The sequence below is a fragment of the Aliiglaciecola sp. 2_MG-2023 genome, from assembly GCF_030548145.1.
Lineage (GTDB): Bacteria > Pseudomonadota > Gammaproteobacteria > Enterobacterales > Alteromonadaceae > Aliiglaciecola > Aliiglaciecola lipolytica_A.
Genome location: NZ_JAUORY010000005.1, coordinates 221,197 through 247,251 on the forward strand (window position 1 = coordinate 221,197; position 26,055 = coordinate 247,251).

27 protein-coding genes are annotated in these 26,055 nt (G+C 38.9%); 18 read left to right on the top strand and 9 right to left on the bottom strand.

All coding sequences use genetic code 11. The annotated features are described in order from the left end of the window. Positions 1-230 precede the first annotated feature (230 nt). From Q4567_RS07495 to Q4567_RS07505, 3 genes are all read right to left on the bottom strand, one after another. Complete coding sequence (locus Q4567_RS07495; RefSeq protein WP_216046625.1) at positions 231-839, bottom strand: response regulator transcription factor; 609 nt, start codon at positions 837-839, stop codon at positions 231-233. After that, positions 832-3,237, bottom strand: a complete 2,406-nt coding sequence (locus Q4567_RS07500; RefSeq protein WP_303499957.1) for a PAS domain S-box protein — start codon at positions 3,235-3,237, stop codon at positions 832-834. The genes Q4567_RS07495 and Q4567_RS07500 overlap by 8 nt, the downstream gene beginning before the upstream one ends. 175 nt (positions 3,238-3,412) lie before the next feature. Then, the gene (locus tag Q4567_RS07505; RefSeq protein ID WP_216046627.1) at positions 3,413-3,835 is read right to left on the bottom strand and encodes a hypothetical protein; all 423 of its coding nucleotides are present in this window, start codon (positions 3,833-3,835) and stop codon (positions 3,413-3,415) included. A gap of 455 nt (positions 3,836-4,290) precedes the next feature. On the opposite strand from Q4567_RS07505, the gene Q4567_RS07510 reads away from it, so the two are divergent. From Q4567_RS07510 to bfr (Q4567_RS07520), 3 genes are all read left to right on the top strand, one after another. After that, the gene (locus Q4567_RS07510) at positions 4,291-5,865 is read left to right on the top strand and encodes a cation:proton antiporter family protein (protein WP_216046628.1); all 1,575 of its coding nucleotides are present in this window, start codon (positions 4,291-4,293) and stop codon (positions 5,863-5,865) included. Between the two features lie 120 nt (positions 5,866-5,985). Beyond that, entirely contained in the window at positions 5,986-6,462 is a 477-nt protein-coding gene (gene bfr / locus Q4567_RS07515; protein ID WP_216046629.1) for a bacterioferritin, read from the top strand. Positions 6,463-6,465: 3 nt separating this feature from the next. Further along, on the top strand, positions 6,466-6,933 hold the full coding sequence (bfr, locus tag Q4567_RS07520; RefSeq protein WP_216046630.1) for a bacterioferritin: 468 nt from the start codon (positions 6,466-6,468) through the stop codon (positions 6,931-6,933). A 12-nt stretch (positions 6,934-6,945) separates the two neighbouring features. Here the strand turns inward: bfr (Q4567_RS07520) and Q4567_RS07525 are convergent, their stop codons facing one another. Continuing rightward, entirely contained in the window at positions 6,946-7,254 is a 309-nt protein-coding gene (locus Q4567_RS07525) for a hypothetical protein (RefSeq protein ID WP_216046631.1), read from the bottom strand. 451 nt (positions 7,255-7,705) lie between these two features. Here Q4567_RS07525 and ccoN point away from each other — a divergent pair, with 451 nt between their 5' ends. From ccoN to Q4567_RS07585, 12 genes are all read left to right on the top strand, one after another. Beyond that, a complete protein-coding gene (gene ccoN, locus Q4567_RS07530; RefSeq protein WP_216046632.1) occupies positions 7,706-9,151 on the top strand; it encodes a cytochrome-c oxidase, cbb3-type subunit I in 1,446 nt (481 codons plus the stop codon). A gap of 11 nt (positions 9,152-9,162) precedes the next feature. After that, positions 9,163-9,768 carry a cytochrome-c oxidase, cbb3-type subunit II gene (gene ccoO, locus Q4567_RS07535; protein WP_216046633.1) on the top strand — a complete coding sequence of 202 codons (606 nt, stop codon included), beginning with the start codon at positions 9,163-9,165 and terminating at the stop codon, positions 9,766-9,768. 1 nt (position 9,769) lies between these two features. Then, on the top strand, positions 9,770-9,955 hold the full coding sequence (locus Q4567_RS07540) for a cbb3-type cytochrome c oxidase subunit 3 (protein ID WP_216046634.1): 186 nt from the start codon (positions 9,770-9,772) through the stop codon (positions 9,953-9,955). Then, positions 9,948-10,928: a cytochrome-c oxidase, cbb3-type subunit III gene (gene ccoP, locus Q4567_RS07545; RefSeq protein ID WP_216046635.1), complete on the top strand. Its 981-nt coding sequence runs from the start codon at positions 9,948-9,950 to the stop codon at positions 10,926-10,928. Before Q4567_RS07540 ends, ccoP begins: the two co-directional genes overlap by 8 nt. Before the next feature lie 70 nt (positions 10,929-10,998). After that, positions 10,999-11,490 (top strand): FixH family protein, encoded by a 492-nt coding sequence (locus Q4567_RS07550; protein ID WP_216046636.1) that lies wholly within the window; start codon positions 10,999-11,001, stop codon positions 11,488-11,490. Further along, positions 11,490-13,877, top strand: coding sequence for a heavy metal translocating P-type ATPase (locus Q4567_RS07555; protein WP_216046637.1), 2,388 nt, complete (start codon positions 11,490-11,492; stop codon positions 13,875-13,877). Before Q4567_RS07550 ends, Q4567_RS07555 begins: the two co-directional genes overlap by 1 nt. Positions 13,878-13,899: 22 nt before the next feature. Continuing rightward, a complete protein-coding gene (gene ccoS / locus Q4567_RS07560) occupies positions 13,900-14,085 on the top strand; it encodes a cbb3-type cytochrome oxidase assembly protein CcoS (RefSeq protein WP_216046638.1) in 186 nt (61 codons plus the stop codon). Beyond that, positions 14,082-14,747: a sulfite exporter TauE/SafE family protein gene (locus Q4567_RS07565; protein ID WP_216046639.1), complete on the top strand. Its 666-nt coding sequence runs from the start codon at positions 14,082-14,084 to the stop codon at positions 14,745-14,747. Before ccoS ends, Q4567_RS07565 begins: the two co-directional genes overlap by 4 nt. 25 nt (positions 14,748-14,772) lie before the next feature. After that, positions 14,773-15,510, top strand: a complete 738-nt coding sequence (fnr, locus tag Q4567_RS07570) for a fumarate/nitrate reduction transcriptional regulator Fnr (RefSeq protein WP_216046640.1) — start codon at positions 14,773-14,775, stop codon at positions 15,508-15,510. A gap of 114 nt (positions 15,511-15,624) precedes the next feature. Beyond that, positions 15,625-16,557, top strand: coding sequence for a universal stress protein UspE (gene uspE / locus Q4567_RS07575; RefSeq protein WP_216046641.1), 933 nt, complete (start codon positions 15,625-15,627; stop codon positions 16,555-16,557). Between the two features lie 136 nt (positions 16,558-16,693). After that, complete coding sequence (gene ttcA, locus Q4567_RS07580; protein WP_216046759.1) at positions 16,694-17,581, top strand: tRNA 2-thiocytidine(32) synthetase TtcA; 888 nt, start codon at positions 16,694-16,696, stop codon at positions 17,579-17,581. A gap of 15 nt (positions 17,582-17,596) precedes the next feature. Continuing rightward, positions 17,597-18,658, top strand: a complete 1,062-nt coding sequence (locus tag Q4567_RS07585) for a patatin-like phospholipase family protein (protein ID WP_216046642.1) — start codon at positions 17,597-17,599, stop codon at positions 18,656-18,658. Positions 18,659-18,676: 18 nt separating this feature from the next. Here Q4567_RS07585 and Q4567_RS07590 read toward each other — a convergent pair whose 3' ends face one another. Genes Q4567_RS07590 through cobB form a run of 5 tightly spaced genes read right to left on the bottom strand, consistent with a single transcriptional unit; the run spans position 18,677 to position 22,264 of the window. Further along, the gene (locus tag Q4567_RS07590) at positions 18,677-19,306 is read right to left on the bottom strand and encodes a DUF2987 domain-containing protein (protein WP_216046643.1); all 630 of its coding nucleotides are present in this window, start codon (positions 19,304-19,306) and stop codon (positions 18,677-18,679) included. Continuing rightward, positions 19,303-20,112 (bottom strand): glucosaminidase domain-containing protein, encoded by an 810-nt coding sequence (locus Q4567_RS07595; RefSeq protein ID WP_216046760.1) that lies wholly within the window; start codon positions 20,110-20,112, stop codon positions 19,303-19,305. Before Q4567_RS07595 ends, Q4567_RS07590 begins: the two co-directional genes overlap by 4 nt. Next, positions 20,105-20,869 carry a hypothetical protein gene (locus Q4567_RS07600; protein ID WP_216046644.1) on the bottom strand — a complete coding sequence of 255 codons (765 nt, stop codon included), beginning with the start codon at positions 20,867-20,869 and terminating at the stop codon, positions 20,105-20,107. Before Q4567_RS07600 ends, Q4567_RS07595 begins: the two co-directional genes overlap by 8 nt. 19 nt (positions 20,870-20,888) lie before the next feature. Continuing rightward, a complete protein-coding gene (locus Q4567_RS07605) occupies positions 20,889-21,545 on the bottom strand; it encodes a LysE family translocator (protein ID WP_303499969.1) in 657 nt (218 codons plus the stop codon). After that, entirely contained in the window at positions 21,542-22,264 is a 723-nt protein-coding gene (cobB, locus tag Q4567_RS07610) for a Sir2 family NAD+-dependent deacetylase (protein WP_216046646.1), read from the bottom strand. Before cobB ends, Q4567_RS07605 begins: the two co-directional genes overlap by 4 nt. Before the next feature lie 101 nt (positions 22,265-22,365). Between cobB and Q4567_RS07615 the strand changes: the two genes are divergently transcribed. The 3 genes from Q4567_RS07615 (at position 22,366) to Q4567_RS07625 (ending at position 26,042) form a co-directional block, all read left to right on the top strand. Then, a complete protein-coding gene (locus tag Q4567_RS07615; RefSeq protein WP_303499970.1) occupies positions 22,366-23,178 on the top strand; it encodes a MurR/RpiR family transcriptional regulator in 813 nt (270 codons plus the stop codon). Positions 23,179-23,262: 84 nt separating this feature from the next. Further along, positions 23,263-24,450 (top strand): amidase, encoded by a 1,188-nt coding sequence (locus Q4567_RS07620; protein WP_303499972.1) that lies wholly within the window; start codon positions 23,263-23,265, stop codon positions 24,448-24,450. After that, positions 24,447-26,042, top strand: coding sequence for a gamma-glutamyltransferase family protein (locus Q4567_RS07625; RefSeq protein ID WP_216046649.1), 1,596 nt, complete (start codon positions 24,447-24,449; stop codon positions 26,040-26,042). Before Q4567_RS07620 ends, Q4567_RS07625 begins: the two co-directional genes overlap by 4 nt. Positions 26,043-26,055 lie beyond the last annotated feature (13 nt).

Here is a 26,055-nt window from a genome sequence, read left to right on the forward strand (position 1 = left end):
TCATGGAATTAAAAACGACAGCTAAATAGTTGATTTAGTTTTACGATATCTATTAGGGATTTCCACAGGTTAGTCTCGCGCATTTAGCGGTAACCCCCAATATTCTGATTAAGCGATAGTAGTTAAGCTATTCCTGTGTAGACATATACACAGCAACTACCTGAAACAAAGGTTTCAGTTCCTCTTTGGAGTTCATCACATCCAACCATAGATGGACTCCATTTTTTTATTTACTGTTCCGACAGTATTTTTATTCGCACTAGTTGCGCCAAGGTTTTTGCGCCAAGTTTTTCCATAACGTGGGAGCGATGAACCTCAACGGTTCGCTCACTGATATTTAACTCAGACGCAATCATTTTATTCATTGCCCCTTCGGTAACTAAATTGAATACTTCCTTTTCTCGATTAGACAGAAGACTGATTTTTCTGACTTCCTTCTGCTTATTATCAATACTGGCATTTTGTTTGGAGTTTAACGCTAGGGCTTCATTGATTCGGTCAATTAAATTTTGATCATTAAAGGGTTTTCGGATGAAGTCAATAGCACCGTTTCGCATAGCTTCAACTGCCATCGGTATATCACCATGGCCTGTGATAAAAATGATAGGTAACAAACTATTTAGTTCTTTAAGCTTTAATTGTAATTCTAAACCACTCATTTTCGGCATTCTAATATCGAGTACGATGCACCCTTTCATGTCGTCATTGAACTCTTTCAAAAACTCCTGGCCATTCACAAAGCTTTTAGCATTAAGTCCAATCGATGCAAGCAACATTTCCATTCCATCACGGATAGCTTCGTCATCGTCGATGATATATACCGTTTGCTGATCAGTCATGTGTTTTTCCTCCTGAAATGGGTAGCGTAAAATAAAAAACGGTCCCGTATGGTTTATTATCTTTGAACATTAAGTGTCCACCATGTTCTTCAATAATTGATTTGGAAATTGACAACCCAATCCCCATTCCATTCTTTTTGGTTGTGCTAAATGGCGTATAAAGTTCGTCTTTTAACTTTTGAGATAAACCACACCCTGTATCTTCTATCGAAATCTGAAACGTGTTTGCTTCGCTTTGAGACGCTCTAATTGTTAATACATTACCATTTTTAAAGTCAATTGCTTGCATTGATTCCATGGCGTTTCGCAATAAATTCAGTATCACTTGTTGGATCTGTACTCGGTCAACAAAGACAGCAACATGCTGGTCACCCGTTTCTACCTGAATCAATATTTCATGTAAGCGTGAAATAGGTTCAATTAATTTTATGACCTCTTCGATTAATATATTGCTATCAACCGCTTCTTTTTGACTATCGCCTTTTCTAGTCATTATTTGCACACGCTCCAAAACACTGCCAGCACGAAGTGATTGTTGAGTTAATTTATCTAATAACTCAGGGAGCATTTCGAAATTTTGTTTTTCGCACATATTTTTAGCAGTTGCTGAAAATAATGCTATTGCGGTCAGTGGTTGATTAATTTCATGGGCAACTGCAACGGCCATTTCCCCTAACGCATTTAAGCGATCAAAGTGAGCTAATTGTTCGGTTAATCGACGAGTTTTATCTTCTGAAGCTATTTGCTCGGTAATATCTCGAATTAAACCAACAAATACTCTGCCCTCGGGATTAACAATTTCACTGACCGATAAATGAATAGGAAACATTGAACCATCTTTGCGCTTGGCCGTTAACACACGTCCAGTTCCAATAATATGAGTTTCATTTGTTTCTAAGTACTTAGCTAAGTACTGATCATGTTGCTCACTTTGACGCTGAGGCATTAAAATTTTTACGTTTTTGTCTTTGATTTCTTTAAAAGAGTAGCCAAACATCTTGAGGGCAGCTTTATTGAAACTTTTTATATTGCCCTTTTGGTCGATGGTAATAACCGCCTCAACCACTGAATTAACAATTGCCTCAGAAAATGCGTGGCTATGTATCAAGTCAGCTTGTGCTTGTTTAATAGAAGTTATATCGGTTATGAACCCCTCCAATATAAAGTCTTCTGTTAAATGGGAACGTACCGGCTCTCCTCTTTCCCAAACATACTTAATTTCATTGTTTTTTGTCACTATCCGATATTCAAATTCAAAGCGTCGTTGTTGCTTTACTGCCTTGTCGACTAATTTCACAATCCGTTCATAGTCATCGGGATGAATGATTTGTCCCCAAATAATGCTATCTCTTGCGAATTCATCTTTAGAATATCCAGTTAATTCTTCACATTCCTCGTTTACCAATATTATTGGCCATCCTTTTTCGTTAAAGGATTGATATGCCATCCCTGGTAACATTTTTAAAAAATGCTCAGTTTTTTTACGATCATCCTTTATGTATTTTTCTTTTCTGCGTGACAGCAAAACAGCATAAAAAGCAAGTGCCACAAAAAAGCTGAGCAGTACACCGAGCAAGGTTAAAATTTTGATTATTCGATAATGTTTGTGGGCTAAAAACTCATTGGTAGGTGCAATATTGATTTGCCAATTTTGGCCTTCAAGTGTAAATGCTGCGTGTTTATTCCATCGAGTATCAATTAAATTACTAGTGAGTGTATTTGGATAGATACGTAGACCATCTACAGTCAACAGTATTTGATGGTCAGACAATAAATAAGAAGGCAGTACTTCTTTAAAATAGGTGTTAAAAAGAAACACGCTGCCGATAAAACCTTGTAATTGTTTTGTGCTGCCAAGACCTTTAAAAACCGGTGCGTATATTCCGAAACCGGATTTTCCATCCACTGAAGAAATAGGAATTGTGAATGCTGAATGAGTGCTATTTTGAGCTTTCACGGCTGCAGATAACGACGCTGAAACAGCATTTAAATCAATATTTAATGCTATTTCGTTCTGTTCAACGGGCAACACTTTTTTTACTTGAAAAGTACTGTCAACCCAGCTAATTGCTTGATAACCCTGTTGCGTATCATACAAAGTTTGTGCAATTAAATTCCAATCGGCATCGGATAAATTATTCGATATTTTGGATAGTTGAGCAAATTCTGTCAATGACACAATTCGTGTGTTTATATCTTCCTCTAACAATATTTTAATTTTGTTAGCGGTAGTTTGAGTTACATTGTCGATATAAGCACGTTCTTGCGTCTCAATGTACAAAATTAGAAAAGCGATTAGTGCCGAAGTAACTGCGCCAGCGATAACCGCATAAATAAGAATAGCGATCTGTGGAGAAAAACTAATACGCCATTTGTTGGTGTTTATTTTCTTTTCCATTTAAACATTGGCCTATAAATACACTTACGAGTAAAAATTTAAAAACTTGTTATTGCTCCTTGCATGAGACCAGTTAAAGGAATGCAAATTAGCGTTTAGATATATTGATTGTAATACCTTGTGTTGAATATTTTTCTTAGCCTTAAATGAGCGTAAAGCAAATTGTATTTTATCACTAATCCATTAAAGTGTGTTTTTTTACCGATTCAGAACTAGGCACTTTCAACCCAAGATTTTCTAAATAAGACAAGGCATCGTTAAGATCATCAAATCGTTGCGGGGTAAATGATACGTCTTCGAAAAAGGGCATCAACTCTTGTCCTTGGGTTGAAGATTTAGTAACCCAACTTTCACCGATTTGATTTCTTCGTTTCAAGGATATTTTACTTTTAAATGGAGATTCAAACACTTCTTGTGGCATCGTCCAATTAGTCATGTCGACGCATATCCCCCAATCACGGCCTTTTTTCTTTCCTGTTAATAGTGACAATTCACTAATATAAGAAAGATCAGCCTGAATGGTCCAAAGCCCTTTTAAAACAATAAAAAGAATATCTCCCATGGGAGTGATTTTAAAAGCGGCTGCATCATCACTCATATAATTACCTTAAAAGTCGTAAACCATTTGTGCAAATGTATATCTAAGCAGATGCTTAGTTTGAATACATTATAACGCTAATTAAGGTAAGTGATTGAAGTTTTTATAAAACTTTCTAATAAATGTAAGATTTCACCTTAATCAAATTTGTGCTCTAATATATTCAACTTAAATGACGTGCACCTAAAGATGCCAAACAATAGCAAATAGTTGGGCCCAACTGGTATAACGAGCTTTTCGCCCAAAAAAATAAACATTGGGATCACTACATTTATACAAAATCCATCTAAATAATGTATCCAATTTGATAGAGATAAAAATAGTTAAGGGTTAACACAAACATAACCCATCTGAACAATGTCTAAGTTATTACAATTAATTTATTTAATGCATCTTTATCTCTGAGTATATTATTTAATTAAATCTATCTATTACATATCTATTGTCGGAGTATTATGGAATTCGCTTTCATCCTAGTAGCATTTTTATGCGGTTTAATTATGAAAATCATAGGTTTACCGCCATTGATTGGATTTTTGGTTGCTGGATTTAGCTTAAATTTTATGGGTTATGAACCTGATGCATCTCTAGATACATTAGCAAGCCTTGGCATTACCCTAATGCTGTTTACTATAGGTCTTAAACTCAATATTAGAGATCTGATTAAATCAGAAGTATGGATGGGCAGCAGTTTACACATGATGCTTTGGGTACTCATCGTCGCTTCGAGTTTTGTTTTCCTCACCGCATTAGGAATTGGATATTTTGCGGATATAAATATTGTAACCGGTGCTCTCATTGCTTTTTCACTTAGTTTTAGCAGCACGGTTTGTATTGTAAAAATACTAGAAGAAAGTGGTGAAATTCGGACAAGGCATGGAAAAGTCGCGATTGGTATTTTGGTTATGCAGGATATTTTTGCGGTGATTTTCCTGGTAATTGCCACCGGTAAAATCCCTTCAATATGGGCGGTGTTATTGCTTCTATTATTATTAGCAAAACCAATTTGGTCATTGTTATTAGATAAAGCCGGTCACGGTGAGTTATTACCGTTAATGGGGTTTCTGATTGCAATTGGTGGTTATGAATTATTTGAATTAGTGGGACTTAAAGGCGATCTTGGTGCGCTTATTCTTGGTATGTTGTTAGCTAATCAAGCAAAAGCCTCTGAATTATCTAAATCACTAATGAGTTTCAAAGATCTTTTTCTTATCGGCTTTTTCTTGTCAATCGGTTTCACCGCGTTACCCACATTAGAAATGTTGCTTACTGCATTATTACTATGCTGCCTCATTCCACTTAAATTCGGACTATTCTTCAGTATATTTACTCGTTTACGTCTACGAGCAAGAACTTCGTATTTAGCGAGTTTGGTATTGGCCAATTACAGTGAATTTGGACTTATCGTTGTTGCCTTATTAGTAAATGAAAATTTAGTCGAAAAGCACTGGTTGGTTGTACTGGCTTTGGCGGTGTCTATCTCTTTCCTTTTCACCGGTTTTGGTTATCGTTCTTCGCATCAACAGTACAACCGAATCAAACACAAACTTAAAAATTATGAACATCCGCAACGCTTAAAAGAAGATATTTATAACTTACCAGATAATGCACGTGTGCTTATCATTGGAATGGGCCGAGTCGGTAAAGGTGCGTATAAGGCATTGGAAAGCGTTATGAAAGAACAAGTTTGGGGAATGGATGCTGATCCAAATCGAATACGCAAAATGCAAAAACAAGACATGCAAGTATTTGTTGGTGACGGTGAAGATGTAGATTTTTGGGAAAATTTCGATTTACGTCAAACCGATATCGTCATGTTGGCGGTCCCATCAGTAGAAGATATTAGTAATATCACTCAACAACTTAGGAACGCTGATTATCAAGGAACAGTGGCATCCATTGCGCGCTATGAAGATGAAATCGAATTACTCCAAAAAGCGGGGGCAGACAAGGTATTCAACTTCTTCACAGAGGCAGGTACGGGTTTCGCTGAAGAGAGCTTACAAATGTTATCCCTTTCCAGTAAGTAATAAGGGAATCAAAAATGATAATTGTTAGCATTGGGTATCCATTTGTTTTTTAAGGAAAATATTACATTTCATGGATTGTTGGTCTATACTTGCCACATACTGTTTTAGGAGAATTTTGAAATGAAAGGTCAAGCCAATATATTAGCAGCTCTGAATGAGGTGCTAACCACTGAGCTTACGTCTATCAACCAATATTTTTTGCATGCGAGGATGTATAAAAATTGGGGATTAGAAAAACTGAATTCAGTTTGTTATAAAAAGTCTATAAAAGACATGAAACAAGCCGACGAGTTAATTGAACGTATTTTGTTTCTAGAAGGTCTGCCTAACTTGCAAATGCTTGGAAAGCTATATATTGGTGAAGAAACCGTTGAAATGTTGCAGTGCGACAGTAAGTTTCAATTAGAACAAATTCCCAAGCTGAAAAATGTGATTGCTCTTTGCGAATCTGAACAAGATTACGTATCTCGCGATTTATTAGAAGAAATATTGGAATATGAAGAAGCGCATTTGGATTGGTTAGAAACACAAGAATACCAAATTTCAGCGTTAGGTTTGGAAAATTACTTGCAAACGCAAGTGGGCTCGGGAGATTAAGTTATGAAAGGTAATCAAATAATAATAGATTCATTAAATGGCTTGTTAGCCTATGAATTGGCAGCAATGGATCAATACTTCATCCATTCTCAAATGTATGACGATTGGGGATTAACTAAACTTCATGAGCGTATTGCCCATGAATTTGATGATGAAAAGGGTCACGCCACTAAGCTAATTGAACGTATGTTATTTTTAGAAGGCACTCCCGACATGACAGTGCGTTCAGGATTCAAAGTCGGTAAAGACGTGCTTGAAATGTTGGAAAGTGATTTGCGCGTTGAATACACGGTTACAGACGAACTAAAGAAAACAATCGCCCTGTGTGAAGCGGAAAAAGATTATGTGACCAGAGATATGCTAATGGTCTTATTAGAAGACACCGAAATGGATCATGCACATTGGTTAGAACAACAAATAGGCCTAATCAAACGTCTTGGCTTACCTAACTACTTGCAGTCACAAATGTAATTAGATCTCTACTTAAGCATGGGTTTGGAAGAATACTGAAACCGTTTTTAAATCACTGGTTTGTATATCTTCCAACTCTATGGTTAATTTCCATCTCATATTCGACTCACTACAAGCACCAATAAACAACTCTGCATCTAAGTTCACTTGATTATTTAACTTGTCTATTCGACTTGTTTTCAAAAACAATGGGGTTTTACCCATATACATATTAGTACCTTCAAGCCACCCTCGCCTAACCACGTAATGCGTATCGTAAATTATCGATAAATTAAGCATCTCTTCAATCTGAATAGGAAAGTCAGAAAAACTCACCTGCATTATTGAATCGTCTAATTCAATTCGACAGGACTGCGCTTCGAGATAACAAAGATTTTTAGTTAAAATTGAGTCTTTTTGATTATTTAATGAATAAACAACGGAAAGAATCAAAATCACAACTATAATAGGAAAGGTGCGTTTAATCAGAGTGTTGTGCCTATTAACTGTCTGTTTATGAGATTTATTGAAAGTCAGTTTGAATGATCACTACTATAAAAACAAGAAATGCTGAAAATCTATTGATTAAGATCAAGCTAATGGTGTTTATGCTATCTTTTTCAAAGCAAAAACTTTATGATCCCGTCTGCAAAATCTAAGTTCCGAAGTGAATTCAGGGACTTAGTTAATGAAATGTAAAAACCGTGACAATAGTGTCACATACACATAACAAAACAATACAAAAATAGTTAATTATTTTTGTCATAAATAATGATGTGGAAGATCCATTGATATGAGCGTAGCCAGCCAAGTACATCCGGAATACAACTATAAAGTCGTTAGGCAGTTTGCCATAATGACTGTCGTATGGGGAATTATTGGGATGGCAGTAGGTGTGTTTATCGCAGCACAACTCTACTGGCCAGCCTTAAATTTTGACATTCCTTACCTCACCTTTTCTCGATTGCGTCCTTTACACACTAATGCAGTTATATTTGCATTTGGTGGATGTGCGCTGTTTGCCACTTCTTATTATGTAGTGCAGCGAACATCACAAGCTAGGATATTCAGTGATAAGTTGGCCTCATTTACGTTTTGGGGATGGCAAGCGGTTATTGTTTCAGCGGCAATCACTCTTCCACTAGGTTTAACGACTACCAAAGAATACGCAGAATTAGAGTGGCCAATCGATATTTTAATCACTTTGGTTTGGGTGGCGTACATTATCAACTTCTTCGGTACTATAGTTATCCGAAAAGTTTCGCATATATATGTAGCTAACTGGTTCTTCGGCGCATTCATGTTAACCGTTGCGGTATTGCACATCGGTAACAGTATGGCTATACCAGTATCACTGTTTAAATCCTACTCGATTTACGCTGGTGCTGTAGATGCTATGATGCAGTGGTGGTATGGACATAACGCCGTAGGTTTCTTCTTAACCGCAGGTTTCTTGGGTATGATGTACTACTTCGTACCGAAACAAGCCGGCAGACCAGTATACTCTTATCGTCTGTCTGTTGTTCACTTCTGGGCACTTACCTCACTTTATATTTGGGCCGGTCCTCACCACTTACACTACACAGCATTGCCAGACTGGACACAGTCTCTTGGAATGGTAATGTCAATCATCCTATTTGTACCTTCTTGGGGTGGCATGATCAACGGTATTATGACGTTGTCAGGCGCTTGGCATAAGTTGCGTACCGACCCAATTTTACGCTTCTTAATTGTTTCCCTTTCATTCTACGGCATGTCGACTTTCGAAGGTCCGATGATGGCTATTAAAACAGTTAATGCCCTATCACATTATACGGATTGGACAATAGGACATGTTCACTCTGGTGCGTTAGGCTGGGTAGCAATGGTTTCAATCGGTTCGATTTATCACCTTATCCCTGTGTTGTTTAATAAACCTGCTATGTATAGCGTTAAATGGATTAACGTGCATTTTTGGTTAGCAACAATTGGCGTGGTGTTATACATAGTCGCTATGTGGATGTCAGGCGTATTGCAAGGTTTGATGTGGCGCGCGGTAAACCCAGACGGCACTCTAACTTACAGTTTTGTTGAATCTCTACAAGCATCTAAGCCTTTCTATTTTGTTCGCTTTATTGGTGGTGTGTTCGTAGTAGCCGGTATGTTATTGATGGCATACAACGTTTACAAAACCGTACGTACACCTAATGAAGAGTTTTCTAAAGATCCTGAAAACTCACCTCAACCTCAAGCAGCATAAGGAGATTTGAGATGAAGAACGTTCACGAGCTGGTTGAGAAGAATATTGGATTGATGGCGATATTTATTCTAATCGCGATTAGTTTTGGTGCCATGGTTGAAATTACACCACTAATGTTCCAACAACAAACAATGGAAAAAGTAGAAGGTCTTAAGCCTTACACTGCTTTGCAAATGGAAGGTCGAGATATTTATATTCGCGAGGGTTGTGTTGGTTGTCATAGCCAGATGATTCGTCCATTTAGAGCAGAAACAGAACGCTACGGACACTACTCTGTCGCAGGTGAATCAGTTTGGGAACACCCATTTTTATGGGGTTCAAAACGAACTGGTCCTGACTTGGCAAGAGTCGGCGGTCGTTACAGTGATGATTGGCACCGCGTTCACCTTCTTAATCCTAGAGACGTAGTACCTGAATCCAATATGCCTGGTTTCCCTTGGTTAGCTGAAAATACACTTGACGGCAAATTAATTGAGAAAAAACTTCGTGTATTTAAAGACTTTGGAGTGCCTTATAGCGAGGAAGAAATCGCTGGCGCAAAAGAAGCAGTACAAGGTAAAACAGAGATGGAGGCTTTAATTGCCTACCTACAATCTCTTGGAACGGCGCTGAAATAGTATGGATTACGGTGCAGCGGGTAGCATATTTACAGTTGTGGTTTTTGTTTGCTTTATCGGCATAGTGGTATGGGCTTTTAGCAGCCGCGCTAAAAAACGCTTTGATGAAGCAGAAAATTTGGTTTTTGATGATGAGCCAACCCAACAATCAGAAAAAAAAGAGCGGGAGTCTTCGATAAATGAGTAGCTTTTGGAGTATTTGGGTCTCAGTAATCTCATTGGGAACAATTCTAGGGTGTTACCTAATCTTACGCTGGTGTCTGTTGAATAAAACAGGCGTTGAAGAAGGTGACGATATGCATCATTCGTTTGATGGTATTATCGAAATCAATAACCCTCTACCTAAATGGTGGACAATCATGTTCTACATGACCATGATTTGGGGGATTTTGTATTTATTACTTTATCCGGGTTTAGGGAATTGGAAAGGTTTGTTAGGTTGGAAAAGTTCAAACCAAGATATTCAAACCCTGCAAGAATCGAAAGATGCAGTTTTAGCGTCTCGAGAAGAAGCGAAAAACGCTCTCTTCGGTTTAGGTGGTGTTGGTGTTGAATATGATCGTGAACTTGAAAAGGCCGAAGAAAAATTTGCGCCAATTTTCAACCAATACGCCGAACAGCCAATTGAAGTGTTAGTTAATAACGAAGAAGCCCTAAAAATTGGTCAGCGCTTGTTTATGCAGAACTGTTCTCAGTGTCACGGTTCTGATGCTCGTGGTCAACGAGGCTTCCCTAACCTGACTGACCATGACTGGTTATACGGTGGAACGCCAGAGAAGATTGTTGAAACCTTAACAAATGGTCGCCAAGCCAATATGGCCGCATGGTTACCTTCTTTTGGTGAGCAAGGTGTTAAAGAAGTCGTTGCTTATGCGTTAAGTTTAAGTGGTAGACAAGTTGACCCTGACTTAAAAGAAGCAGGTAAAGTACGCTTTGCAGTATGCTCTGCTTGTCACGGCGCAGATGGTAAAGGTAATCAAGCGCTAGGCGCTCCGAACTTAACAGATAATATTTGGTTATATGGTGGCAGCACCGACGTAGTCACTGAAACTGTTAACTACGGACGAGCTGGTGTTATGCCCTCTTTCAAAAACACTTTGGGAGAGAAGAAGATACACCTAGTGGCTACCTATGTTTATAGTTTATCTAAAGATAAATAAACATTGAGTTGTTACCTAACAAAGCCTCGTTTAACGAGGCTTTGTGTTCTTAAATAAGAAGTAAATATTAATGAATCGCTCAGATAAAACACCTTGGTACAAACAATTTTGGCCTTGGTTTTTAATCACCATACCCGTTGTTTCCATATGTCTTAGTGTCACCATGTTAAATCTTGCCTTAAATACTGAGGATAGTCTGGTCATAGATGACTATTACAAGGAAGGCAAAGGCATCAATTTAGAACTAACTAAAATTCAAGAAGCCAAAGCTCAAGGTATCACCACACTTTTGACAATTGATGGTAGTCGAGTACAACTTGAGTTTTTATCAGGCAAACCCACTTCTGGTGAAGCGTTAAAACTGCATTTTTATCATGCAACGCTCCAAGATAATGATTTTTCGTTATTGTTGACCCAAGATGCAAATGGCAATTACAAAGCTAATGCAGAGAAACCTATTACTGGTAAATGGAAGTTAACTCTTTCACCTTTGAATGAGCAATGGAAGATAATGCAGGATACAGGTTTACCACAAAAAGCCCCTTTCAACTTTAATCCTTAATGCAAAATAGTAACTCACAAAATTGCTATCATTGTGGGCTTCCAATAATAAATGGAGAAGTCTTCTGGGCAGACATCTTAGGTGAGCCTCGCAAAATGTGTTGCCCTGGCTGCCAAGCTGTGGCTGAAGCAATTGTCAGCAACGGACTAGAAGATTATTACCGCTTCAGAACCGAATTTGCCGACAAGGGAGATGAATTACTAACCGAAACACTCGATACCTTAAAAGCATACGATCATGAAGAGATTCAGCAAGAATTTGTGGTCGATGACGGCAGCCAAAAACAAATACAATTAACCATCGAAGGAATAAGCTGCGCTGCCTGTGGTTGGCTGATTGAAAAACAACTTTTAAAAACGCCCGGAATTAAACGAATTGCAGTCAACGTATCTGCACGTCGAGCAACGATTAATTGGATAGATTCAGAACTAAAACTTAGTGAAATCATCGGACAACTAGAATCTATCGGCTATCACGCACTTCCCTTCCAAGCAGACGAACATGAAGCCTCTTATCAGAAAGAATCCAAGAACTATTTAAAACGAATTGGATTGGCTGGCTTAATGAGCATGCAAGTTATGATGTTAGCCATTGGTCTTTATTTCGGCATTTTCGGTTCAATAGATGATGCGACCAAAGAGTTTCTTCATTGGGTTAGTTTTTTATTGACCACCCCGGTTGTGCTGTATTCTGGATTTACTTTTTATAAAAGTGCTTTTAGTTCTCTGCGGATGGGATCTGTAAATATGGATTTTTCGGTTTCAATCGCAATTATTGGCACTTTTGTGGCTAGTGCCTGGGCAACCATTTCCCATACGGGAGAAATCTATTTTGAATCCGTATGTATGTTTATCTTTTTATTACTGATTAGCCGATTTTTGGAACATCGTTCACGACATCAGGCCAGCCTAATATCGGCAAATATGTTTAAGTATATTCCATTAACGGCGATGCAAATTGATGACGATAATAAGCAAACTTCGGTATTAGCCAAACATCTTAAAAAAGGACAAAAAATAGTAGTCCGTCCTGGAGAAACTTTTCCAGTAGACGGGGTAATAATCAACGGAAATGGCAACGTGGATGAATCTATGTTGACCGGTGAATCAGAAAAAATCAGAAAAAGCACCGGCGCTCATGTCTATGGCGGAACCATTAATTTATCAGGTTCTTTTGAAATTGAAGTTGAAAACGAGCTTAAATTGTCCCTGGTGAACAAAATTTTACGCCTTCAAGAGTTAGCTCTTTCAGATAAACCCAAGGCAGCTGTATATGCAGATATTGCCTCCAAGTACTTTATTGTAATTGTTCTAGGTATCACCTTAATAAGTTACGTTGGCTGGCTGGCTTATCAACCAGAACGCGCTTTTTGGGTTGCCATATCAATCCTAGTTGCGACCTGCCCTTGCGCCCTTAGCTTGGCAACGCCGACGGCTTTAACCAGTGCAATAGCAAAATTAAATCAATATGGCTTATTAGTTAAAAGAGCAAATATTATCGATGTTATGCCTGATGTCGACACCGTGATTTTTGATAAAACAGGCACGCTAACCAATGGACATTTCAGTGTAAGTGACGTCGAGCTCTTTAACGCAGCAGATGAAACTTTTGTTTATAATTTAGCTGCCGGATTAGAACTCTATTCAAAACATCCGATATCTCACGCGTTTCAATCTCAGACCCCCTGCGCAGTTTCCCAAGTAGTTACTGTGGCGGGAAAAGGTTTACAAGGAACCTACCAATCTCAAGTCGTTAAGATAGGTAACATAAGTATTCTTGATAACAGTGATGGTTTACGACCCACTGAGGATGACTCTCGAGTTTATCTGCAATTGGGTAAGCAATTAATTGCTGCATTTAGCGTAAAAGATGTAGTTAAAAAAGACGCAAAACAACTCGTCGATGACTTACGCAGCAAACAATTGGTGATGTTAAGTGGTGACTCAGAAATAAACGCGTCTTTGGTCGCTGATTCTTTAGGTATCCCGAACGTTTATTTTAGACAAACGCCAATACAAAAACTGACATACATTCAAAACTTACAAGCCAAAGGACACAAAGTTTTGATGATTGGTGATGGCATCAATGACGCCCCAGTTTTGGCCGCTGCTGATGTATCAATTGCGGTAGGTGACGCCAGTGACATGGCGAAACGTTCTGCCGATATCATTTTATTAAATTCAAAATTAAGTAATGTTAAGTTTGCTGTTAGTATGGCGATTAAAGTGCGTACCAAAATCAAACAGAACATGGTTTGGGCCATTGGCTATAACGCGTTAATTCTTCCCCTAGCAGTAGCCGGATATTTAAGCCCGTGGATGGCCGTAATTGGCATGTCGTTAAGTTCAATTATTGTGGTCGCAAACTCTATTCGTTTACTACGTTAACCAGCGCTAATAGGAAATTAAAGTGAGTATTATTTATGTGCTAATCCCCATCGCTATTGTGCTAGTACTGTTAGCCATAGGGATCTTTTTTTGGGCGGTCAAATCCAATCAGTTTGAAGATTTAGAGCGTCAAGGATACAACATTCTATTCGATGATGACGTGGATAAAAAAGTACAAGTAAAAAAGCCAAAAACTAACGACAAATGAACGACTTAAGCTGGTTTTCTGCAATATTAATCGGACTTGCTGGAAGTGTGCATTGCGCTGGGATGTGCGGTGGAATTGTGACCTCATTTACGTTTGCATTACCAAAGAATAAGTCACAATGGCCGTATTTAATTGCCTATAATTCAGGCCGCATTTTATCTTATAGTTTCGCTGGCGCAATCGCTGGGCTGTTGGGTCAGATCGTCACCACAAAATCCTTTATCAATCCTCAAGCACTGACCCTTTTTGGCGGAGTATTTATGGTTCTGCTTGGATTATATGTGGGACAGTGGTCAAAACTACTGGTTAAAGTAGAAAAAGTTGGCGCTATTTTTTGGCGTAAAATTAGTCCCATATCAAAGCGTTTCATTCCCTTTAAACACCCAATCTATGCTGTACCCTATGGCCTAATCTGGGGCTGGTTGCCCTGTGGATTGGTTTATTCGACGTTAACATGGAGTGTTTCCACCGGCAGTGTGGTACAAGGTGCTATCACCATGTTTTGCTTTGGCTTGGGCACTTTGCCCATCATGTTAGCAATGGGAGCCAGCGCCAGCCAAATAAGAGGATGGTTGACCCAACCAGTGGTAAAACGAAGCGTTGCAGTCTTATTATGCTTATTTGGCTTGATTTTATGTTACCAAGGGATTCATAATTGGTAACTAATGAATTAATTGGAATTAACTAATGTCAGATCCGAACAAGTTCAGTATTCGCTGCCAAAACTGCAGTTTTAATCACCTATGTATACCGGTGGCTCTGAATCAGACTGAAATGGAGAGTTTGGACGAAATCATAGAACGCAAGCGCCCTTTGCATAAAAATGATCAATTAACTATTCCTGGGCAAAAATTTACGTCGCTGTTTGCAGTAAGAACGGGCTCATTTAAATCTTACATAACCTCTCCCGATGGCGAACAACAAATTACAGGGTTTCATTTTCCCGGTGATATTGTCGGCTTTGATGGACTATTTTCTGAAAAATATCAAAGTTATAATCAAGCGATGGAAACCTCCATGGTTTGTGAGTTACCTTACGACAAGTTAGATATTATGAGCGCACAACTTCCTACACTGCGCAAAGAAATGCTTAAAATTATGAGCACAGAAATAAACCAAGATCACAGTCTCATGATGTTATTAAACAAGCGCACAGCAGAAGAACGTCTTGCCCACTTCCTAATTAATCTATCAGATCGTTTTCGCTCCCGCGGTTTTTCTGAATTAGAATTTAATTTAACCATGACCCGAAACGAAATTGGTAATCACCTTGGTTTAACTGTTGAAACCGTCAGTCGTTTACTCACCCGTTTTCAAAAAGAAAATATCATCAAAGTTGATGGGAAATTTATACAAATTCTCAATTTGGCGGTACTTAGAGAGAAACTTGGTGAACACGTTTTAAATAAACAAGCCTGCGGTTAAGTCTTTTAATTTAAATTGATTCAGGTCAAAACAATTAGTCTGTTAATTGGCAAACTAGCTAAAGTAGCCATACACTTAATATACGTAGTGTAAACGTTTGAAGGGAATTAATTTATGTCCGTATTTAACAAAATACTAGCTGTTGTAGACCCAACTACAGAAGATCAAAAAGCGTTTAAAAGAGCGCTTTTATTGGCAGAAAAGACCGGCGCCAGTATTACTGCGTTTCTGTCCATATATGATTTCTCTTATGAAATGACCACTATGCTCACCGTGGATGAAAGAGAAACGATGCGCCAAGCTGTGGTGGATGACAAAACCGATTGGCTTGCCAATATAGTTGAACCCCTAGCGGCTAACTCATCTATTTCAGTAGATATAAAAGTGGTCTGGCATAATCGGCCATATGAAAGTGTATTGTTCGAAGTGATTGATCACAGCTATGATTTAATCGTCAAAGGAACCCACGAGCATGACACCCTAAAGTCAGTGATATTCACCCCGACTGATTGGCATATCCTACGTAAATCACCGGTTCCAGTTTTACTTGTTAAAGAACATGATTGGCCTATTAATGGCAATATTTTAGCTGCGGTAGATGTGGGCAGTGAAGATGAAGAACATCATAGCTTAAACAAGTTAATCACTAAAACCGCTGGATTGATGGCTGATTTACTGGAAGGACATGTAAACTTGGTTAATTCTTACCCAGGTACACCGGTTAATATTGCCATCGAAATACCAGAGTTCGATCCGGTTGGCTATACAGAGTCAGTTAAACAACACCACGCCAAATGTATGCTTGAGCACGCTCAAGAATTCAATATCCCACAAGAAAATCAGCATCTTAGTGAAGGTTTGCCTGAGGATGTCATTCCTTCAGTGGCAAAAGCTATCGACGCAGAGTTAGTGGTTATCGGTACTGTAGGTCGCACCGGTATTACAGCCGCCCTTATCGGTAACACGGCTGAACATACAATAGATTCACTCAATTGTGACGTTTTAGCAATTAAACCAGAAGGCTTTGAGTGTCCTCTTAAACATTAACCTTACATAACCTTGTGATACTTAGAAAATGACTGCAAACATTTAAATTTAGGGTGTTTATGTCCTTTATGAGGACAGGTATAATCCGCGCTGATAGCAATGTTTTTCTAGGAATAAGATGAGTAAGGTCGAGTCTCTGTCTGAGAGTAAAAAATACAGTTTTAATAAACTTCAAAAGCGCCTAAGACGAAATGTAGGCAAAGCAATTGCCGATTTTAATATGATCGAAGATGGCGATAAGGTAATGGTCTGCCTGTCTGGCGGAAAAGACAGTTACACCATGCTTGATATTTTAATGTTTCTGCAAAAGATTGCGCCAATTAAATTTGAAATTATTGCGGTTAATTTAGATCAGAAACAACCAGGCTTCCCCGCTGAGATACTGCCTAACTACTTACAAGAATTGCAAGTTCCATTTGAAATCGTCACGGAAGACACCTATTCGATTGTAAAAGATAAAATTCCAGAGGGAAAAACAACTTGTTCACTATGCTCTAGATTACGCAGAGGGATACTTTACAAGACGGCAACCCGACTAGGCGCAACTAAAATCGCGTTGGGGCACCACCGTGACGACATGTTAGAAACACTATTCTTAAACATGTTTTATGGCGGACGCTTAAAATCTATGCCTCCCAAGTTAGTCAGCGATGATGGCAAACAAATGGTCATTCGTCCCCTAGCCTACTGTGCTGAAAAAGAAATTACCCAATATTCTGATTTAATTGAGTTCCCGATTATTCCTTGTAATTTATGTGGCTCGCAAGAGAACCTACAACGCAAAGTTATTAAAAACATGCTAGTAGACTGGAACAAGCGTTTTCCGGGTAGGATTGAAAGTATGTTTAGGGCAATGCAGAATGTCGTGCCTTCGCATCTTGCCGATAGTGAACTTTTCGACTTTAAAACCTTAGAGACGCAACAAACACCGTTTGTTAACGGTGATATTGGATTTGATCAAGAAGATTTTTCTACACCTTCAACAAGTGCTGATGACACTGTCAAAATAATCAATATTAGTTAAGGATCATTTTAGTAAATGAAAATTGGATTAGCACTAGGAAGCGGCGCTGCTCGAGGTTGGGCGCATATCGGTATAATACAGGCGTTAGAAGAACTAGGCATCAAGGTTGACGTGGTCGCTGGTTGTTCCATTGGTGCCTATGTAGGAGCCGCGTATGCAAGCAATAAACTGGATCCACTCGCAGAATGGGCAAGCTCTCTAACTGAGTGGCAAGTTTTAGGACTGTTAGGGGTTGGATTTCGTAAAGGTGGACTGGCTAGCGGAATTAAAGTGTTTAAAGCCCTCGAAGACAATTTTTGCGAACGAGACTTTGAACACTTATCCAAACCCTTAGGTGTTGTGGCGACCGATTTATATAGTGGTAAAGAGGTTTCATTTACTCAAGGTCCTATTGCGGATGCGGTTAGAGCATCCTGTGCAATACCTGCCCTGTTTCCACCCATTGCGCACAAAGGCCGTTGGCTAGTGGATGGTGCTGTGGTCAACCCAGTGCCGGTAAATCTTTGTCGGCAACTAGGTGCTGACTTTGTTTTTGCGGTTAATCTAAGTGCAGATTTTAGGCCTGAAGTTCAAGCTCAATATCAAATGGAACATGAAAATAATCAAAAACGAACCAATGATTTTTTTAATAAAAGTCAGTCGTTTATGCAGCGTCTTTTCAGTGGCAAGTTCAAAAAAGACAATGATATGGACGATGATGAGCTTGAATCTTTAGAAGATCTAGAAAACATGGCACTGGATTCTGACTTTGACGCCAATAGTGAAGAGCAAATAACCACCTCAGAAACTCAGGTAGAAACGCCGGAGCAAGTAACGGCGACGCAAAAATCATCAAATGTTAAATTAACTGACAATACCCCTAGTATGTTAGGTGTCATGTCCAGTTCGTTAGATATCCTTCAGGCAAGAGTCACCCGCTCGCGATTAGCTGGCGATCCCCCCGATATACTAATTGAACCCCAGTTACGCGACTTTGGCATTATGGAGTTTCATCGCGCGGCTGAGTTAATTGAAGAGGGGCGTCAAAGCGTCAACCGTGTTGCTGCGCAGATTAAATATCAATTGCGTCTCGACTAATTCACTCTACGGATATCGTTATTTGGTTATTGCTGTCACGCGATATGGGGCTTCAGAAAACTGGATCTGATTGCCCTGCTCTAGCCAGTCTCCGGTAATTACTGCATGATGTTCATCGAGATAAATTTCGGCAGGAATAGAGTCTCTGTCAACATTATCGAAATAAAACTGCAAGCCGGTAACTGACGGCATTAGGAACGACAAAAAGCTGCCCATATCATCAAAAAACACTGTGTATTGCTGATACAAATCTTGTAACTCTTGATGTGTATATTGCTGTTTTAAATAAGAAGGTTTAGTTTCCAACTGAACTGACATGTCACATTGATTATTATTTTCTAATAGTTCAAATTCGACAATTGCTTTAGCTTGGCTTAATGCTTTTTCGGTGGGTAACAAAAACCGGTTTTCAGGCGTTACTGTAACAGGTAGTGTGACTTTTTGAGTGACTATATTAGCGGTTTTAATTTCACATAAATCGCCATTTCTGACGTTTTTAAAACCAAATGCAAATTGCAATGCAGGTGTTTCTTCATTATCGATTTTTTTAAGGTGACTGTAAAAACTTGAGTATTCAACTGAAAGTGTATCAGCAAAAGCCAAACCACAAAAACTAAACAACACTAAGGTAAAACTTAAGATTTTCATACTGGTAAAAACTTCCTATTGAAACGTATCATATTGATTAACTCTTCGATATATTCATCACCCCGCTGGGAGTAACTTTTCAACCCTTTGGCTAGCTTTTCTGCTGTAATTTGTTTGTCGTTTTCACGCAAAGATAGACGAATCGCCCTTAACTCTTTATACGCATCATGTCGATTTAAATTGCGGAAATAGGTACTCACTGCGTGATCCAAACTTTTAAACTTAGCCACCTCATGAGCGGCATCTTCATTTCGCCGTTTTGGTACAAAACCGCACCCTTTTCGGAAACACCAAAGTCCAAAAAAATTATAACCTTTTTGAGCAAATCGAGAGGTTCCCCAAGCTGACTCGTTCGCTGCTTGCATAAGCACCAACTCAACAGGAATAATGTCTATTCGACGCATTAATCGGTCCACGATTGAATTCAAATCGTCGTCAGGGTCAACGCGATATTCTTTCACTAGTGAATCGAGTCTCTTTTGCTGCAAATAACTAAAAGGCAATTGTTGTTCAATTGCGTTTTTTATTTCATTCAGAAAATCCCGTTTTTGAATAATCACTTTATTGTGATGATGAATTGCAGGTAACAAATAGTCGAAAAATGCTTTTTTCCGTTCCGTAATTGATTGTATCTTAGCGAAGTTAGGCATTTTTTGTTCTACATAAGGAGCGATATTTTGCTCATCAAAAGGATCTAACTCCTTTGGTGGAAATAAAAATGGGTAACTTAACACTACAGCGCCAAACACCCAGATTATTCCCAAATAGAGAATCCGTCTAGGGCCTGGAAAGTCAACGTTATGCATCAAATGTAGTATCTCCATCAGACCCTTGTTGTTGGGTCTCATCGTTTAAATTGTTATTGTCTGTACTGTTACCGTAACCAAAAAGTTCACAATACAATAAACCATTAATATTATAGTAATAGGGTAAAAACAGTAGCAAACCAATCCCAAAAGAAACTATCGAAAGTAGCAACAACAATAAAAATACGACATATAAAATAGTGAACGGGAATAAATAACGGTTTACCATCTTAATAGAAAGTAATAATGCATCTATTGGTGTGAACTTTTTATCTGCTACCAATAATACTGCAAAACTCGTAGCGATCATTAAATATAAACCAGGCAAGATAAATAACGTCATCCCAGCTTTAGTTATTATGATTATAAATGCGGTTACCAAACATATAGGGATTGCTTGTGGAATTGTTGAGAATAAAAACTTAACAGAACCCACTCGCTTCAGATGAGACCGAGCTCCTTGTAACATCAATGCTGCAGTGACAGGCGCTAAAACCATTTGAATAATTAAATCCAATGTCATCAGATGACTTTGAGTTACTTGTTCCATGGTCTGTATATCATTAAATTTGAAAAATGCCGTTGCAATTAACAAACTTAGTCCAAAAACCACCAGTAACATTTGCAAGAAAATTAAAATACTACCAGTAGTATTTTTAAATCCCTTGGCCAATATATTCTTCAAGTTAAAGTTATATTCACCATTTAAGTTCTGTTTAATAAGTTCTGAATAGTTTTTTTGTATGAGTTTAAACATCAATATTTCATTCGTTAAATTAAGTGGACAAAAGGAGGTTAATGGCTAATACAATTAGAATAACGCCCATGATTCGATCAAAAATATAACCATTTTTCAGTAATGAAGAGCGAATTTTAGAGCCACTCATTATGTACGACAAAAAACAAAACCATATGCCCGTCGCAAAAGCTAAATAAATGCCGTAGCTAAATTTTATTAACATTGGAGTTTGTGGGGCTACAGCAACTGCAAATACGGTTAGAAAAAACAAAGTAGCTTTAGGGTTTAATCCATTTGTCATAAAGCCAATTAAGAAAGACTTTTTATCAGAAGTAACCTGTTTCTCTATTGATTGTGCTTGCAATGATACATCATTTTCTAATCTATTTGGCACACTGCGGACAGCCCCCCAGCCCAAATACAGCAAGTAAGCTGCCGCCAAATAGGCAAATACTTGAAATAGCCATGGTGTGGTTTTAATTAAGATACCAATGCCCAATAAAGAGTAAGCAACATGGATCAAAATTCCCGCGCCGACACCCACACTGGTATACATAGCAGAGCGCCTTCCACTACTTATACTTTGTTTTAAAACCACAGCAAAATCAGGGCCAGGACTGGCAACCGCAAAAAAATGTAAGCTAGCAATAGCAGCGAACTCTAACCAATATGGGGATAAATCAGGAAAAATCATGGCTTTATTAGCGACTCTATATAATCAGGAATAACTTCTGTAGCAGGTCCATAGTGACTCTCTGAAAACGCACTAAAACCGTTACTTGGTTCTAAATTTAGCTCAACACAATGGGCACCATAAAGACTCGCCTGTTGAACAAACCCAGCAGCAGGATACACGTTTCCGGAAGTCCCTACAGATATAAAAAGATCGGCTTTTGCTAATGCTTCAGATATTTCGTCCATATACATTGGCATTTCACCAAACCACACAATATTCGGTCGAACCATATTCGGTTGATGGCAACAATCACATTGACTATTTTGATCGTAAGAATCAAAAGTTTCTGTTACTTTTTGACTTCCTAAACAGCGGTAACTTAATAAGTCGCCGTGCATATGTAAAAGTCGTTTTGAGCCTGCTCTTTCATGCAAATTATCAACATTCTGGGTAATTAAAAGAAAGTTGTCTGCTAAATACTCCTCTAATTCAGCCAATGCTAAATGACCTTTATTAGGGGCGATTTCTGGCGACTGTAATTGCGCTCTGCGCTGATTGTAAAAACGATAGACCAAGTCGGGATTACGTTCAAATGCTTCAGGAGTTGCAACATCTTCAACACGGTGCTTTTCCCATAAACCATCATTATCTCTAAACGTTTTCAAACCTGACTCGGCGGAAATGCCAGCGCCAGTTAACACCACCACCTTGGATGATTTTGTAAACCCTTTAAACATGATTTGTACTATATTCCTTGATTTTGAAGCGTTTAAACTTTGTAGATGACGCGCTTTTGGTTACACTAGATCTGGATTAACTCATTATCTTGGAAAATGGTTTGCCAAAATCAAAATTTGTAGCGCTTATCTCTCAATCTTACCAGCAGCTGTCACCAAATGGGCGTAAAATTGCTAATTATCTGCAACAAAACCCAACTGATGTTTTAAATTTATCTGTAGCTGAAATAGCCCAAATCACCCTCACCTCTAAAGCAACCGTAAGTCGTTTCTTTCGGCAGTTAGGTTATGACAACCTTCAACAAGTAAAAGAGCAAATGCGCCAAGCTCGTAATGCTGGTATGCCGTTAGGCACGGTGCATAAGAACAACGATTATATCACTCAAGAATTAGATCGAATAAGACAAACTTGGGATAATGTAAAACCTGAAGATATTACTCAACTCGTAGAGTCGATAACACTTGCTTCTAGAATAACCTTAATTGGCTTTAGAAATAGCTACCCGGTGGCGATGCATTTTCGCCAACAGCTTCTGCAAGTACGAGGAAAAGTAAGGCTTTTACCCCTACCTGGTCAAACCCTTGGTGAAGAAATTGAAGATATCTCTAACGACGAATTAGTCATTATTATTGCCTTTCGTCGACGCCCCAAAATTGTTGAAAAATTGATAGATCTTATCCCTAAAAAACAACTTGTATTAATGGCCGACCCCTCGGCACAAATATACAAAGAAAAGGTAAACCAATTATTTATATGTCAACTAGGGCAAGAATTACCCTTAGACAGCTACTCTGCTCCTATGAGTGTAATTTCAGTTATATGCAATCAAATTCTCAATTCCGATAGGTACGCTGAACAAAATCGTATTGATGCAATTTCCAATTTATTCAAACAATTAGACGAATTAGAGTAAAAACCACCATTTAATCAACTGTTTCTCTTGACTAATGGGTGAAACAGTTGTTTCATAAGCCTATGTTTAATTAAGTTTGGTTTCATGAAGTCTTCATTTCACTCGCCATTTGTACTGCCCGTTAACTTAGATATAAACAAAACTAGTCATCGTTCGAAATCACAGCCCTTAAAAGGTTGGACTTTGGCGGTTAAAGATTTGTTTGATATTGACGGCATTGTCACAACCGCCGGCAACCCAGATTGGGCAGCTACACATCCGGTTCCAACGCAAACGTCGGAGACTGTCGCCTGTTTATTAGAAGCCGGTGCCGAATTCGTGGGTAAAACTATCACTGACGAATTAGCTTACAGTCTTAACGGTCAGAATATACATTATCCTGAACTGGTTAATTGCTTGGACGAAGAACGTATTAGTGGTGGTTCATCAAGTGGCTCTGTTGTTGCTGTTGGGCGTAATCTAGCCCGAATTGGTTTAGGCACAGATACCGGTGGATCTATTCGTGTACCAGCGAGTTATAATAATTTAGTCGGCTTTAGACCTACCCACGGAGTAATATCATTAAAAGGGGTTGTGCCGCTCGCCCCCTCTTTCGATACCGCTGGTTTTATAACCAATACGATTCAAGATGCGTTAGCTATCGCTAAATGTCTGATACCAGATCAACAAGAAAACAGTAAATCTCTTAATACGCCGGTTGTACTCAGTGAACTTGTGGGACTTAGTCAGCATAGGCAAGAAATTTTTAATTGGCTTGAAAGCAAATTTAATGGTTGCTGGGTAAAAGACAAAGAGATATCCGCGGAAACTGTAGAACAAGCCTCTAACGCATTTAGAGTTTTACAAGGAAGAGAAATCTGGCAAACTCATGGTGATTGGATAATAAACTCACGACCCAAGTTTGCCGAAGATATTCAACAACGCTTTGAATGGTGTGAAACGTTAACAAAAGAAGATGAATTGTCGGCAATTCAGCAACAGCAAAAATTGCAAACAGACATTTCTTCACTGTTAAAACAAGACCGGTATTTAATACTACCCACTACACCGGGTCCTGCGCCAAGATTAGATACCTCCGCATCAGAAATTGCAGAATATCGAAAAAAGCTAATGCAATTCACCTGTATAGCCGGTTTAACGGGTTGTCCACAATTACATATGCCGTTATTTAAAAATGATAATACAGCCTATGGTTTGTCGATTTTAGGTCCTAAAAATAGCGACTTAGCATTGCTAAGTTTAGGTCAGAAGCTTATGGAAACTGCTGAATGAAACATAAAATACAAAATCTGGAACATACATCGACCACAACAGGGTTTACTGCTCCGCATTATGCAGCAGCTCAGGCCGGTCAACATATTTTAGACACTGGTGGTACAGCCATTGAAGCCATGGTTGCAGCTGCAGCATCTATAGCAGTAGTTTACCCACATATGAACGGTTTAGGCGGAGACGGATTTTGGTTAATTAGCGAACCTGGTAAAGCGCCAATCGGCATTGACGCCAGCGGATGTGCTGCGGCCCTTGCGACTTCAGAGTTCTACCAAGATCTTAGCGAAATACCATCGAGAGGTGGAAAGGCTGCATTGACAATGGCTGGTGCGGTGTCGGGTTGGCAAAAAGCGCTTGAAATTAGCCAACAATGGCAAGCTAATAAACCTTTAGAAGAACTATTATCCACCGCAATTGGACAAGCTGAATGGGGCTTAGAAGTTACTCAAAGTTTAACGGATGCAAGTTTTAAGACCTTTGATGATTTGCATCAAAGCCCGCCTTTTGAGCAATTTTTAATTAAAGGAAAAGCCCTTAAAAAGGGAAAAATAGTAAAATTACCCAAATTGGCAAAAACCCTTTCTCAACTAGCTGAAAGAGGTTTGGACGATTTTTACCGTGGAGAAATTGGCCAAAAATTAGCAGCTGATTTAACGGCCTCAGGGTCACCACTTCGTGAACAAGACTTCATTGACTATCAAGCAAAGTTAGTTACCCCACTTAGTGTTGATGTTTCCCTTGGTAAACTCTACAACCTTGGCGCACCCACACAGGGCGTAGCCTCTTTATTAATTTTAGCTTTGTTTGACAAGGTTAAACATTTGGCCGCTGGAGAACACGAATATCCGCATCTATTAGTGGAATGCACCAAACAGGCATTCCTAATACGCAATCAATTTGTGACTGATGAGAGCCGATTAGAACGCCCATTATCGGACATGCTTGAACAATCTATTATTGATGAATTAGCGACCAAAATCAGCGCAACTAAAGCCTTAGATTGGCCAAACGAAGCCAAACTAGGTGACACGGTTTGGATGGGTGCATGTGATAGCTCTGGCAGAATGGTGAGCTACATTCAAAGTTTATACTGGGAATTTGGAAGTGGCGTTGTTTCCGATTCTACAGGGATTGTTTGGAACAACCGAGGTACATCATTTAGCTTAGATGTTAATTCGAACCAATATTTAAAACCTGGTTTAAAACCATTTCATACCCTTAACCCTGCATTTGCAGAATTACATGATGGTCGACGAATTAGCTACGGCACTATGGGTGGCGAAGGTCAACCGCAAACACAAGCTGCGATTTTTAGTCGTCATGTTTTTCAAAACTTGCCCATGGATAAAGCAATTGAATCCCCTCGTTGGCTACTAGGTCGAACTTGGGGGGATCAATCACACAATTTGAAAATTGAGGAAGACCTTGATCCCTTAGTGATCGAATCTTTGCAGGCGAAGGGCCATGATATAGCAATAGTACCTCCAAACAATGAAATGATGGGGCATGCTGGGATGATTGTGCATAATCCTGATGGCAAAGTGAGCGCAGCTACCGATCCACGTAGCGACGGTAAAGCATTTCCTTACTAAACAAGAGAAGTAA